This is a genomic window from Citrobacter sp. W9, from assembly GCF_026719375.1.
GTDB lineage: Bacteria > Pseudomonadota > Gammaproteobacteria > Enterobacterales > Enterobacteriaceae > Citrobacter > Citrobacter werkmanii.
The window spans coordinates 51,235-64,708 of sequence record NZ_JAPPTE010000018.1 but is presented as its reverse complement, the minus strand read 5'-3'; the positions used below and the strand labels follow the sequence as shown (position 1 = coordinate 64,708).

The window sequence follows — 13,474 nt, the reverse complement described above, 5'->3', positions numbered from 1 at the left end:
GCCTTGCTGGCAATGAAATATCAGGAAACAATTAACATACATATATTGATGTATTTCTTGCAGTCGCTGGAGCAGCATTACGCAACATAACCTGTTAATTATTCAATAAATATATTCATCTAATGAATGTATTTACCACACCTATAGGTGCGTAATCGTGGCTGATAAAAAAAGTAATGGCGTCAAATGGCTCCCATTAATTCTTATAGTACTCATTTCTGCCGGTCTCTGGCAGCTTACTCCCCCCACTGGGTTAAGTGCGCCAGCCTGGCATTCGGCAATTATCTTCGTTGCCACCATCGCCTCTATTGTGGCGAAAGTCTTACCCATCGGCGCGGTCGGCATTATTGGTATTACGGTGTTCGCGCTCGCCTATGCTGCCGGGGATAAAACCGCCAGCGGCGCCATCACCACGGCACTCAGCGAACTGAACAGCTCACTTATCTGGCTTATCGTCGTGGCCTTTATGATTGCCCGAGGGTTTATCAAAACCGGCCTCGGACGACGCATTGCGTTGCAGATGATCCGCCTGCTCGGCAAGCGCACGCTGGGACTCGCCTACGGTCTGGCTTTTGCCGATCTGATCCTCTCTCCCGCTATGCCGAGTAATACGGCGCGCTGCGGCGGCGTCATCTATCCGATTGCCGACTCTCTGGCGCGTAGTTTCCATTCGAACCCGGAAGATGAGTCCCGCAGTAAAATCGGCACCTTTCTTATCACCTGTATTGGCAACGTCAACGACGTGACGGCAGCACTGTTTATGACCGGCTATACCGGCAACCTGCTGGCAGTAAAACTGGCGGCCAACGCCGGGGTTACGCTGACCTGGGGCGGCTGGTTTATGGCGGCGCTGCTACCTTGTCTGGTCTCTTTGCTGCTCGTTCCGCTACTGGTCTATTGGCTGGTGCGCCCGGAAATCAAACACACGCCGGATGCCCCTAACCTGGCGCGCAAAGAGCTGGCGGAAATGGGCCGCATGTCACGCGGTGAATGGCTGATGCTGGCAACCGTCGGCGTACTGCTGGTGCTGTGGATTTTTGGCGATACGCTGGGCGTTGACGCCACCACCGCCTCGTTTGTAGGGCTGTCGATTTTATTGCTGAGCGGCGTACTGAGCTGGGAGGACGTCAAAAGTGAGAAAGGGGCATGGGATACGCTGATTTGGTTTGCCGCGCTACTGATGATGGCGAATCAGTTGAAAAAACTGGGCTTCACCACCTGGTTCGGCAATCTGATTGGCGATAGCCTGAGCAGTACTATGCACGGGACCAGTTGGGTGATCGTCCTGCTACTGCTGAACGCCGCCTATTTCTATACCCACTACTTTTTTGCCAGCGGAAATGCGCAGATTGCCGCGCTGTATGCCGTTTTCCTCGGCGTCGGGCTGCATCTGAATATTCCCGCGGCCCCCACGGCGCTAATGCTGGCCTTCACCAGCAGTTTGTACTGCTCGCTCACCCAGTACACTCATGCTCGCGGTCCAATTCTGTTTGGCGCAGGGTACGTTCCAACGGGCGTCTGGTGGCGCACAGGATTTATCATCAGCCTGTTTAACCAGGCGGTCTTTATTACCGTGGGTCTGATGTGGTGGAAGGTGTTGGGTCTGTACTAAACTGACTGCGTTCTGAGGAATACCTTACCTGCGGAGAAAAGGAATGACCTGTATTTTCTGTCAAATTGTTGAAGGCAAAGCGCCCTGCCATAAGGTATGGGAAGACGAGCACCACCTGGCTTTTCTGTCGATTTTCCCGAACACCGACGGTTTTACCGTGGTGATCCCGAAAAAACATTACCCGAGCTATGCCTTCGATATGCCGCCGCAGGCGTTAGCGGACCTGATGCTGGCGACCCAAAAAGTGGCTAAGAAACTGGATAAGGCTTTCCCGGATGTCAGTCGTACGGGAATGTTCTTCGAAGGTTTCGGCGTAGACCATGTGCACAGTAAATTAAGTCCTATGCACGGTACTGGCGATTTAACCCACTGGAAACCGATTGAATCGCGGCAGAACAAATTTTTCGAGCAGTATGAAGGATATCTGTCGTCACACGATCATGAACGGGCTGATGACGAAAAACTGGCCGCATTAGCGGCCAGAATTCGTGAGGCATAAATACTGATCTCTTCTGCCCGATAGCGGTGCAAGCACCTTATCCGGGCAAGACAGATTAACGTCCCGCCACTTTCCCGCGTTTTTTGTTCGCGGCAGGCGTCTGACGCTGGTGCGCCACTGGCGTGTGTTTGGTCAGCGCCGGACGAGTATGACGGTTCTGGCGACGCGCTTCGCGCATCTCTTCCAGCGTAGGCGCCGGAACCAGACATTCGCGACGCCCGCCGATCAGATGCTTTTTACCCATATCTTCCAGCGCCTGGCGGATTAACGGCCAGTTGGCTGGATCGTGGTAGCGCAACAGGGCTTTATGCAGACGACGCTGCTTATCACCTTTCGGCACCACCACGTCTTCACTCTTATAACCAATTTTACCCAACGGGTTTTTCCCGGTGTAATACATGGTTGTGGAGTTCGCCAACGGCGATGGATAGAAGTTCTGCACCTGATCCAGACGGAAACGACGTTGTTTCAGCCACAGCGCCAGATTCACCATATCCTCATCACGCGTACCCGGGTGCGCGGAGATAAAATACGGGATCAGGTACTGCTCTTTACCGGCCTGTTTAGAGTAGGTATCGAACAATTCCTTGAAGCGATCGTAGCTGCCCATCCCCGGCTTCATCATCTTCGACAGCGGGCCTTCTTCAGTATGCTCTGGCGCAATCTTCAGATAGCCGCCCACGTGATGGGTAGCCAGTTCTTTGATGTAGCGTGGGTCTTCCACCGCGATGTCATAGCGCACACCGGATGCGATAAGGATCTTTTTAATGCCTTTGAGATCACGCGCCCGGCGATAGAGGTTAATTGTCGGCTCATGATTGGTATCCATGTGCGGACAAATATCCGGATAGACGCATGACAGACGACGGCAGGTTTGCTCCGCACGCGGTGACTTACAGCGCAGCATATACATGTTCGCCGTTGGGCCGCCGAGATCGGAAATCACGCCGGTAAAGCCCGGGACAGTGTCGCGAATGGCTTCGATTTCATTGATGATCGAATCTTCAGAGCGACTCTGGATGATACGGCCTTCGTGCTCTGTTATCGAACAGAACGAGCAGCCGCCAAAGCAGCCACGCATAATGTTGATCGAGAAACGGATCATCTCATAGGCCGGTATACGGCTGTCGCCATACGCCGGATGCGGTACACGCTTGTACGGTAACGCAAAGACGCTGTCCATCTCTTCGGTAGACAGCGGAATAGCTGGCGGGTTGATCCAGATGTAGCGATCGCCATGCTTTTGCATCAACGCACGCGCGCAGCCAGGGTTAGTTTCGTGGTGCAGGATACGCGACGCATGCGCATACAGCACTTTATCGCCCTTCACTTTTTCGAAGGACGGTAGCAGCACGTAGGTTTTTTCCCACGGTTTCGGACGCGGTGGCTGCACGGTGACCGCTTTCGCTTCCTGCTTTTTCGGTGCGACAGGTTTGTTATCAGCACACGGCAGATCTTCACCGTAAGGATGCGGGATCGGGTCAATCTTGCCTGGCGTGTCGAGACGCGTAGAATCCACCCCACTCCAGCCCGGCAACGCTTCTTTAACCATAATAGCGGTGTTACGCACATCGCGGATCTGATCGATAGTTTCCCCCATCGCCAGACGATGCGCCACTTCCACCAGCGGACGTTCGCCGTTGCCGAACATCAGCATATCGGCTTTCGAATCCACCAAAACGGAGCGGCGAACGGTATCAGACCAGTAATCGTAGTGCGCGGTGCGGCGCAGGCTGGCCTCAATGCCGCCAAGAATAACCGGCACATCTTTCCATGCTTCTTTACAGCGCTGGGTATAGACCAGCGTGGCGCGGTCCGGACGTTTACCCGCCACGTTGTCCGGCGTGTAGGCATCATCATGGCGCAGTCGGCGATCGGCGGTATAACGGTTGATCATCGAGTCCATGTTGCCAGCGGTCACACCAAAGAACAGGTTCGGTTTACCCAAACGCATAAAATCGTCTTTGTTGTTCCACTCCGGCTGGGCGATAATTCCGACGCGAAAGCCCTGAGCTTCCAGCATACGGCCACAAATCGCCATACCAAAGCTTGGGTGGTCGACGTAGGCATCGCCGGTCACCAGAATGATGTCGCAGCTATCCCAGCCAAGTTGGTCCATTTCGTCACGTGACATCGGCAAAAACGGTGCCGGGCCAAAACAGGCAGCCCAGTACTGCGGCCAGGAGAAAAGGTCTCTGTCCGGTTGGATCAGGGATATTGCGCTCATAGTGCTTCCAAAAATGGTAAAAAAATAATCAAAGGCCGGGGATTATACGCTGTATGTCGGCAAGAAATGAAGTGGAGTCTGAACCAGACCAGTAGAAAGTTGTATAAATTGTTAAATTTTACGACAGCCATTTTTATCAATCATAATTAACACCATGCCGGCCAGTTGAGATCACTCTTTTCGGCGGGGGATTTTTCATTGCGACTCAACGATTCACTGCATATTTCCCAGTTACGGGTTGTTGTTCACCTGTGCGGATTTCTGGTTCTTCTCTACAGCTTCTCCATGCTGCCGCCGATGACCATCGCTCTGTTAAATAAAGAGCGGAGCTTTTTCGCATTTTTCAGCACATTTATGACTTTCTTTACCCTTGGCGGCGGGGCGTGGCTGGCAACCAAACATGCGGGAATTCAACTGAGAACCCGGGATGGATTCGTCATTATCGTTTTGTTCTGGCTACTGTTTTCGTTTATTAGCACAATGCCGATGTGGATGGACGATGGCTTAAATCTCTCCTTTGCCGATGCCCTGTTCGAAGGGGTTTCCGGGATTACCACCACTGGCGCAACGGTGATTGGCGACGTCAGCGCCTTGCCGAAATCGTATCTTTACTATCGTGCTCAGCTCAATTTTATTGGCGGCCTGGGCGTTATTGTCCTCGCCGTGGCGGTATTACCGCTGCTGGGTATTGGCGGCATGAAACTGTATCAGTCTGAAATGCCTGGCCCCTTCAAAGAAGAACGCCTCACGCCAAGGCTTGCCGATACCGCACGTACGCTGTGGTTGACCTACGTCATTCTGGGTCTTATTTGTACTCTGGCCTACTGGGCTGCCGGGATGTCGTTTTTCGACGCCTTATGCCACGGGCTGTCGACGGTCTCTCTTGGCGGATTTTCCACTCGCAGCGAGAGCATCGGCTTTTATAACAGCCACGCTATAGAACTCGTCGCCGGACTGTTCTCACTGTTATCCGCGTTTAACTTCACCCTCTGGTACGTTGCTATTGTAAAACGTACCTTCAAGCCCTTTCGTCGTAATGCCGAGCTGCGTTTCTTTCTGCTAATTGCGCTGGTGGTCACGCTGATCGCCACCTGGCAGGTCTGGCGGGCGGGTATGTACGGGCTAACGGACAGCCTGGTGCATGCCTTTTTTCTGGCCAGCTCCATGCTGACGGATAATGGCCTGTCAACGGCGGATTACGCGCAGTGGCCCTCGCACACGATCTTCATGCTGCTTAGCGCCAGCTTCTTCGGCGGTTGTGTGGGATCGACGTGCGGGGGAATTAAAGTGCTGCGCTTTTTGATTATGTTCAAGCAGTGCCGCCAGGAGTTACACCAGCTCGCGCATCCTCGCGCCCTGCTGAACATCAAAGTGGGTAACAGCGTGGTAAGCGACAGGGTGGTGCGTTCGGTATGGAGCTTTTTCTTTCTCTACGTTTTGTTCACCAGCTTTTTTATCTGGGCGCTCAATCTGATGGGCTACGATCTCTTCTCCTCTTTCGCCACCGTCGCCGCCTGCATCAACAATATGGGGCTGGGATTTGGCGTTACCGCCACGACGTTTGGCACGTTAAATGAGGAGGCAAAGCTGCTGATGTGCGCGGCCATGATCATGGGGCGTCTGGAGATTTACCCCATACTGATCCTGTTTTCGCGCATGTTCTGGCGGGCGTAACGCAAACCCCGGCGCGTTACGGCGCCGGGTTCACCAGGATCTGACCGATCGAGCCACGATCCGCCATTTCCAGCGTCTGGCTGTTAAAGTAGAACGGGAAATGCGCCCAGGAAGGCTGACCGAAATAAACCAGTAGCTCGACCTGCCCATCTACCCAAACGGTATCTTTCCAGCCTCTGTCTTCCGGGAACGGCATCGCGCCGTTCACATTACGGATCAGGAACGAGACGCCCTCAATATGGAAAGACTGCGGCATATCCGCCCGCACCGTCCAGCGCTCCCAGGTACCCTGCTGCGCGGTAATATCCATGCGGTTGACGTCCCACAACTGACCGTTGATCCCCGGATCGTCATCCAGGCTGATATCACGGCTGCGAATCGGCGAACCGCTGAGGATCTCGGTTGGCAGCAGGCGCATTGGCAGGCTGTCAGTCACCAGCGGCAAGAGGCCGGTTGGTCGCAGAGTCAGCACCAGCGTGGAGATAAGAATACTTGATGGTTCAAAGAATCCCCGGATCCTGTCGACAATGCTGGCCGCCTCGCCACAGGTAATAGAGACCTCATTACCGTTAGTCATATCCACCAGGATCTCACGACGTTCGCCTGGCGCCAGCGAGAGCTGTTTCAATGAAACAGGCGCGGGTAAAAAGCCCTGATCGCTGGAAATCACATGCAGCGCACGGCCATCACTCATTTGCAGTTGGTAACGACGCGAGTTTGACGCGTTCAGCAAACGCAAGCGTACCCAACCGCGGGAGACTTCGACATACGGACTTTGCGCCCCATTAACCAGAAGCGTATCCCCAACAAAACCGCCGCTGCCAGGTTCGCTGTATTCCGGCGTCCCAAAGTTGTCCAGACGCTTGTCCTGGATAATGATCGGAAAATCATCCACGCCGTAATGGTTGGGAATAGACAGGGATTTACTGACCTCATCTTCAACCAGCCACATCCCGGCAAGACCGTTATAGACCTGCTGGGCAGTACGATTTGGCGTATTGGCGTGATACCACAGCGTGGCGGCATTCTGGCGGATCGGCAGCACTGGCGCCCAATCCGCATTAGGGGACATCATGCGCGCCGGGCCCCCCATCAGCGGACCAGGTACCTGTAATCCGGCGACGGTCATCGAGACATTTTCTGTCAGACGATTGCTGTAAATAAGCTTGACGTCATCCCCTTTCCAGACGCGAATTGTCGGTCCCAGGTAGCGGCCGTTAATCCCCCAGACAGGCGCGCGCGTGCCTTGTGTAAAGGACCAATGCGCGCGTTGCAGCGTCATAAATAACGGCTGCCCCCGACGAGACTCCAGCAGTGGAGGCACAGGTAACGGTTGTTGCTGACCGGCAGCATTAGCCTTCAGCGGAACAGCACCTGCACACAGTGCGATCCCCGATGCCTGAATGAACTGACGCCGACTGAATGACATATAAACTCCATGAAAAACTGGCGATTAACACGCAGGAAATCTTTTCCTGTAAAAAACCCGAATTGTGCGGATTAAACCTTACCGGCGGCTTCCCGCTCAGCAACTTCTTTATCGAGTTCTGCGATTTTTTGTTCCATCAGCGAGCGGCAATGCGCTGCCAGTTCACGAACCTGATCTTTACCAAAGTGGCTAATATCCACCGGCGGCAGCATCTCTACAATCGCCAGACCATTATTGAGTCGGTTTAATTTGATCTTGTTCGAGGTTGTAGAAACGCAGACTGGAATGACCGGAACGCCTGCAGCAATCGCCGCATGAAACGCACCGGTTTTAAACGGCAGCAGACCACGGCCACGGCTGCGTGTCCCTTCCGGGAACATCCAGATAGAAATACGACGTTTTTTGAAATGGTTCACCACGGCTGCAATGGTGCTGTGCGCTTTAGCACGGTTGTTTCTGTCGATCAACAGGTTACCGGTTAACCAGTACAGTTGCCCGAAGAACGGGATCCACAGCAGGCTTTTTTTACCCACCGTTACCGTCGGCGGCTGAACGATATTCGAAGCGGTAACCATGTCATAGTTGTTCTGATGGTTACAAATATAGATAGCATTACCATAGTTCTGCGCGTCTGCCGGCATGCGGCACTCGACCTTCAGGCCATAAAGGGGAGCCAGGCGGCCAAACATATGACCGAACGTTGCGACGTGTTTTGGATTCCGTGGGCTGAACAGACAGTATATACAACCGAAAATACAGACCAGAATGCAGTAAATAACAGTAATGATTAAACGAAAAATATATAACATAACAACCTCTAAGGCCTAAGAGCCTGGCATTTTACGTCACCGGATACATAACTCTGCATCAGGTTAGGGCTTTGTTAAGGCGGCTCTCTGGAAAAGCGTATTGTTAATCGCAACGCACGAATAAACAACGGTTTTACGGGAAATTTTAACGTTGGCTCTCCCTGAGCGAAAGCAGGGAGAGCCGGGCAGTCGCGTTATTCTTCGCTGTCGCCCTGACTGGCGCGTCGAGGCGAGTCAATTTCAATGCGATCGATACGCTGTAGACCACGCATCAGCGTGCCACGACGACCGCGTTCGCCGGTCACTTTCTGCAACTCTTCAGGACGCAGTTTAATTTTGCGTTTACCGACGTGAATAGTCAGCGTGCTTTGCGGCGGCAGCACATAGAGCAGCGCCAGGCCATCTTCGCCTTTCGCCGCTTCTGCTGAAGGGATATTGATAATCTTGTTCCCTTTGCCTTTCGACAGTTGCGGCAAATCGCTCACCGGGAACATCAACATCCTACCGGCCATCGTTATCGCCAGCAGCATATCGGTTTCATCTTCAATCACCACCGGCGGCATAACGCGTGCATTTTCAGGCAGCGTAATCAATGCCTTACCCGCACGGTTACGTGCTACCAGATCGTTGAAGGTACAGACAAAACCGTAGCCCGCATCGGATGCCATCAGCAGTTTCTGATCGTCGCCTTCCATCAGCATATGCTCCACCGTCGCGCCCGGCGGCAGCGTGAGCTTACCGGTCAATGGTTCGCCCTGACCACGTGCCGACGGCAGCGTAATCGGGTCGATGGCGTAGCTGCGTCCGGTCGAGTCAACGAACACCACCGGCTGGTTGCTCTTGCCCTTCACTGCCGACTTAAAGCTGTCGCCCGCTTTATAGCTTAATCCTGGCGCATCAATGTCGTGGCCTTTGGCGCTACGCACCCAACCACTCTGAGACAATACAATGGTCACCGGCTCAGACGGCAGCATGTCGTGCTCGCTCATCGCCTTCGCTTCTTCGCGTTCCTGCAGCGGGGAGCGGCGATCGTCGCCATAGGCCTCGGCATCGGCCTGCAGCTCTTTCTTCAGCAGGTTATTCATTTTACGCTCGGAAGCGAGAATGGCCTGCAGTTGATCGCGCTCTTTCGCCAGTTCATCCTGCTCACCGCGGATTTTCATCTCTTCGAGTTTGGCCAGATGGCGCAATTTCAGCTCAAGGATAGCTTCAGCCTGCGTTTCAGAAATGCCAAACCGCGACATCAGCTCAGGCTTAGGTTCATCTTCATGACGAATAATCTCGATCACTTCGTCAATGTTGAGGAACGCCACCAGCAAACCTTCAAGGATATGCAGGCGCTTAAGCACTTTTTCCAGACGATAGTTCAGGCGACGACGCACGGTATCACGGCGGAACGCCAGCCATTCGGTGAGGATCTCCAGCAGGTTTTTCACCGCCGGGCGACCGTCGAGGCCAATCATGTTCAGGTTGATACGGTAGCTTTTTTCCAGATCGGTGGTGGCAAACAGGTGGTTCATTACCTGTTCCATATCCACGCGATTGGAGCGCGGGACAATCACCAGACGGGTCGGGTTTTCGTGATCCGATTCGTCACGCAGGTCGTCAACCATCGGCAGCTTTTTGTTGCGCATTTGAGCAGCGATCTGCTCCAGCACTTTTGCCCCGGAAACCTGATGCGGCAGCGCGGAAATCACCACCGCGCCGTCTTCTTTCGTCCATACCGCGCGCATACGCACGGAGCCGCGTCCGTTTTCGTAAATCTTACGAATTTCCGCACGCGAGGTAATAATCTCGGCTTCGGTCGGGTAATCCGGCCCCTGCACGATGTCCAGCAGTTGATCGAGCGTTGTTTTCGGCTGCTCAATCAGCGTAATCGCCGCTTTGGCGACTTCTCGCAGGTTATGCGGCGGAATGTCCGTCGCCATACCAACGGCAATACCGGTCGTACCGTTCAGCAGAATATTTGGCAGACGCGCAGGCAGCATCTTTGGCTCCTGCATGGTGCCGTCGAAGTTTGGCACCCAGTCCGACGTTCCCTGGCCGAGTTCACCCAGCAGGACTTCCGCATATTTAGACAAGCGGGATTCGGTATAACGCATCGCCGCGAAGGATTTGGGATCGTCCGGCGCCCCCCAGTTTCCCTGACCATCAACCAGCGGATAACGGTAAGAGAACGGCTGCGCCATCAGCACCATCGCTTCATAGCAGGCGATGTCGCCGTGCGGGTGGTATTTACCCAGCACGTCACCGACGGTACGGGCGGATTTTTTAAATTTGGCGCTGGCATTCAGCCCCAGTTCAGACATTGCATACACAATGCGACGCTGAACGGGTTTCAAACCATCGCCAATAAATGGCAACGCCCTGTCCATGATGACGTACATGGAGTAGTTCAGATAGGCGTTTTCCGTGAATTCATGCAGCGCCAGGCGCTCTGCCATATCGCTCATTAATCGTGGTTCCTCAACTTTGTACCCCTCTATTGAAGGGCAATATTGCCGCAGATACTACCCTATCTGGCGTGTTGAGTCACAAAGAAAAGGGCCGCGAATGCGGCCCTGATGGGGATTATTTAGCAACTTTGCTAATCTGTTTCACGTCGATTTCAACGGAGTTCCAGTCTTTATCCACTTCGCCCTGGATCTCAACCACATCCTGCGGGGTTACGGTTACGCCGTTCCAGCGCTTATGGTCAATATCCACATTCACCGTGCCGGTCGCATCTTTAAACACATACAAATCGTCGGAAATACGCTCAACGATGTTCCCACGCAAGGTAACCCAAGCGTCATCGCGCAGCGATTTAGCACTTGCTACCGTCGTGATGCTGCCGTTCGGGCCGACAAACCCGCCGCTTTGGCTTTGCGTGGTCGTCGTTGGCCCAGAGAAGCCGCCCTGCTGCGCTGCCAGAACAGGTGCGGAACACAGTGCCATTACGGCAACCATTGCAGCTAATTTTTTCATCGTCATGTCTCCCTTTCATGTTGGTTTACGACTATTAAATAAGTTAATCCTTAACAAGTTCTTAAGGAAAAAAAAGATTCTTTTTTGCTGTACAGATGCGGCGGCGACAAGGTTTACTGACGGCAAAGAGAGTTTTCGCAGGGAAGAATATATGCGCATTTTACTGGTTGAAGATGATACGTTGATTGGCGATGGCCTTAAAACCGGTCTGAGTAAAATGGGTTTTAGCATCGACTGGTTTACCGAAGGACGTCAGGGGAAAGAAGCACTCTACAGTGCCCCGTATGATGCGGTAATCCTCGACCTGACGCTGCCAGGCATAGACGGACGGGATATCCTGCGCGAGTGGCGAGCCAACGGGAAGCAGGAACCGGTGCTGATCCTGACCGCCCGCGACGCGCTGGCAGAACGCGTTGAAGGCTTACGCCTGGGCGCGGACGACTATCTGTGTAAACCCTTCGCGTTGATTGAAGTTGCCGCCAGGCTGGAGGCGCTGGTGCGTCGTGCCAGCGGCCAGGCCAGCAACACATTACGCCATGGCGAGGTGACGCTTGATCCCGGCGCGCTGGTCGCCACGGCGGCTGGCGAACCGTTGTCTCTTAAGCCCAAAGAGTTCGCGCTGCTGGAGCTGCTTATGCGTAACAAGGGCCGCGTCCTGCCCCGCAAACTGATTGAAGAAAAACTGTATACCTGGGACGAAAACGTCTCCAGCAATGCGGTTGAAGTACACGTCCATCACTTACGCCGTAAGCTCGGCAGCGACTTTATCCGTACCGTGCATGGCATTGGCTACACCCTGGGTGACGCATGAAACTCGCACAACGTCTCAGCCTGCGCATCAGGCTAACGCTTATCTTCATGATTTTGGTTTTAGTGACCTGGTTGATTTCCAGCTTTGTCGCCTGGAAGCAAACCACCGACAACGTGAATGAGATGTTCGACACGCAGCAAATGCTGTTCGCCAAGCGTCTGGTCACGCTGGATCTTGATGAACTCAAAGCCTCTGAACGCATCGCGCATACCCCGAAAAAATTCAAACATGGTCATATTGACGACGATGTACTGACCTTTGCGGCCTACACGCCAGAAGGGAAAATGGTTCTTCACGATGGCGACAATGGCCAATACATTCCCTACAGCTATCGCCGGGAAGGTTTTGACGATGGCTATCTGAATGGCGACAACGATAAATGGCGTTTTGTCTGGCTGACTTCCGCAGATAAAAAGTATCGAATCGTTGTCGGACAGGAATGGGAATATCGTGAAGATATGGCTTTAGCGATTGTGACAGCACAATTGGTGCCGTGGTTGGTCGCTCTGCCGCTGATGCTGTTAATCCTGATTGTGTTGTTAAGTCTTGAACTTAAGCCACTGAAGAAACTGGCGCAGGCGCTACGTTTACGCGACCCGGAATCAGAAGAACCGCTCAGTTTGAAAGGCATTCCTGGCGAGGTCCGCCCGTTGGTTGAATCACTCAACCAACTTTTCACCCGTATTCATACCACCATGGTGCGTGAACGGCGCTTTACTTCAGATGCCGCTCACGAGTTGCGTAGTCCATTGACGGCGCTGAAAGTGCAAACCGAAGTGGCGCAACTGTCTGACGATGACCCGCAGGCACGGCAAAAAGCCTTAATGCAGATGCAGGCCGGGATCGATCGCGCCACGCGTCTGGTCGATCAGTTACTGACGCTTTCGCGCCTTGACTCCCTCGACAATCTTCAGGATGTGGCGGAAATCTCGCTGGAGGAGTTGCTGCAATCTTCGGTGATGGATATCTACCATTCGGCCCAGCAGGCGCATATTGACGTACGTTTGCAGATTAACGCGCACGGCATCACATGTACCGGGCAACCGCTGTTACTCAGCCTGATGGTGCGAAATCTGCTGGATAATGCGATTCGCTATAGTCCACGGGGAAGTATTGTGGAAGTGACGCTCAACGCCCGCAATTTTAGCGTCAAAGATAATGGTCCAGGTATTGCGCCGGAAGTTCTGATGCACATTGGAGAACGCTTTTATCGCCCACCGGGGCAAAGCGTGACCGGCAGCGGTCTGGGGCTGTCAATTGTCCGTCGCATCGCGACCTTACACAGAATGTCAGCCTCGTTTGGTAATGCGCCGCAAGGCGGCTTTGAAGCTAAAATCAGTTGGTAACTGCGTTATTATTGCGCAGTCAGCAAAAGACTTTGCACATTTTGCTAATTTCACCGTACCGATCATCAGCGTAGAATCGGCCTCAAACGTTATTCTTTGA

10 protein-coding genes are annotated in these 13,474 nt (G+C 53.5%); 5 read left to right on the top strand and 5 right to left on the bottom strand.

Features of this window, described 5'->3' with window-relative positions; translation table 11 throughout:
* Nucleotides 1-157 precede the first annotated feature (157 nt).
* The gene (locus OOJ59_RS21420; RefSeq protein WP_038633882.1) at nt 158-1,612 is read left to right on the top strand and encodes a DASS family sodium-coupled anion symporter; all 1,455 of its coding nucleotides are present in this window, start codon (nt 158-160) and stop codon (nt 1,610-1,612) included.
* Nucleotides 1,613-1,655: 43 nt separating this feature from the next.
* Complete coding sequence (locus OOJ59_RS21415; protein WP_042310999.1) at nt 1,656-2,111, top strand: HIT family protein; 456 nt, start codon at nt 1,656-1,658, stop codon at nt 2,109-2,111.
* A 55-nt stretch (nt 2,112-2,166) separates the two neighbouring features.
* Here the strand turns inward: OOJ59_RS21415 and OOJ59_RS21410 are convergent, their stop codons facing one another.
* Nucleotides 2,167-4,338 carry a YgiQ family radical SAM protein gene (locus OOJ59_RS21410; protein WP_003024532.1) on the bottom strand — a complete coding sequence of 724 codons (2,172 nt, stop codon included), beginning with the start codon at nt 4,336-4,338 and terminating at the stop codon, nt 2,167-2,169.
* A gap of 198 nt (nt 4,339-4,536) precedes the next feature.
* On the opposite strand from OOJ59_RS21410, the gene OOJ59_RS21405 reads away from it, so the two are divergent.
* Nucleotides 4,537-6,012, top strand: coding sequence for a TrkH family potassium uptake protein (locus OOJ59_RS21405; RefSeq protein WP_160955877.1), 1,476 nt, complete (start codon nt 4,537-4,539; stop codon nt 6,010-6,012).
* Nucleotides 6,013-6,028: 16 nt separating this feature from the next.
* Here OOJ59_RS21405 and ftsP read toward each other — a convergent pair whose 3' ends face one another.
* The 4 genes from ftsP to OOJ59_RS21385 form a co-directional block, all read right to left on the bottom strand.
* Nucleotides 6,029-7,441: a cell division protein FtsP gene (gene ftsP, locus OOJ59_RS21400; protein WP_160955876.1), complete on the bottom strand. Its 1,413-nt coding sequence runs from the start codon at nt 7,439-7,441 to the stop codon at nt 6,029-6,031.
* Nucleotides 7,442-7,512: 71 nt separating this feature from the next.
* Entirely contained in the window at nt 7,513-8,250 is a 738-nt protein-coding gene (gene plsC / locus OOJ59_RS21395; protein ID WP_038633894.1) for a 1-acylglycerol-3-phosphate O-acyltransferase, read from the bottom strand.
* A gap of 194 nt (nt 8,251-8,444) precedes the next feature.
* Entirely contained in the window at nt 8,445-10,703 is a 2,259-nt protein-coding gene (parC, locus tag OOJ59_RS21390) for a DNA topoisomerase IV subunit A (RefSeq protein ID WP_038633896.1), read from the bottom strand.
* A 118-nt stretch (nt 10,704-10,821) separates the two neighbouring features.
* Nucleotides 10,822-11,217, bottom strand: coding sequence for a YgiW/YdeI family stress tolerance OB fold protein (locus OOJ59_RS21385; RefSeq protein WP_038633899.1), 396 nt, complete (start codon nt 11,215-11,217; stop codon nt 10,822-10,824).
* A 151-nt stretch (nt 11,218-11,368) separates the two neighbouring features.
* Between OOJ59_RS21385 and qseB the strand changes: the two genes are divergently transcribed.
* Nucleotides 11,369-12,028: a quorum sensing response regulator transcription factor QseB gene (gene qseB, locus OOJ59_RS21380; RefSeq protein WP_032940770.1), complete on the top strand. Its 660-nt coding sequence runs from the start codon at nt 11,369-11,371 to the stop codon at nt 12,026-12,028.
* Nucleotides 12,025-13,374: a quorum sensing histidine kinase QseC gene (qseC, locus tag OOJ59_RS21375; protein WP_069324346.1), complete on the top strand. Its 1,350-nt coding sequence runs from the start codon at nt 12,025-12,027 to the stop codon at nt 13,372-13,374. The genes qseB and qseC overlap by 4 nt, the downstream gene beginning before the upstream one ends.
* Nucleotides 13,375-13,474: the final 100 nt, after the last annotated feature.

Coding starts and splice junctions, on each gene's coding strand:
- OOJ59_RS21410 (WP_003024532.1), bottom strand. CDS start 4,338: ATGAGCGCAATATCCCTGATCCAACCGGACAGAGACCTTTTCTCCTGG.
- qseC (WP_069324346.1), top strand. CDS start 12,025: ATGAAACTCGCACAACGTCTCAGCCTGCGCATCAGGCTAACGCTTATC.
- parC (WP_038633896.1), bottom strand. CDS start 10,703: ATGAGCGATATGGCAGAGCGCCTGGCGCTGCATGAATTCACGGAAAAC.
- plsC (WP_038633894.1), bottom strand. CDS start 8,250: ATGTTATATATTTTTCGTTTAATCATTACTGTTATTTACTGCATTCTG.
- qseB (WP_032940770.1), top strand. CDS start 11,369: ATGCGCATTTTACTGGTTGAAGATGATACGTTGATTGGCGATGGCCTT.
- OOJ59_RS21415 (WP_042310999.1), top strand. CDS start 1,656: ATGACCTGTATTTTCTGTCAAATTGTTGAAGGCAAAGCGCCCTGCCAT.
- ftsP (WP_160955876.1), bottom strand. CDS start 7,441: ATGTCATTCAGTCGGCGTCAGTTCATTCAGGCATCGGGGATCGCACTG.
- OOJ59_RS21385 (WP_038633899.1), bottom strand. CDS start 11,217: ATGAAAAAATTAGCTGCAATGGTTGCCGTAATGGCACTGTGTTCCGCA.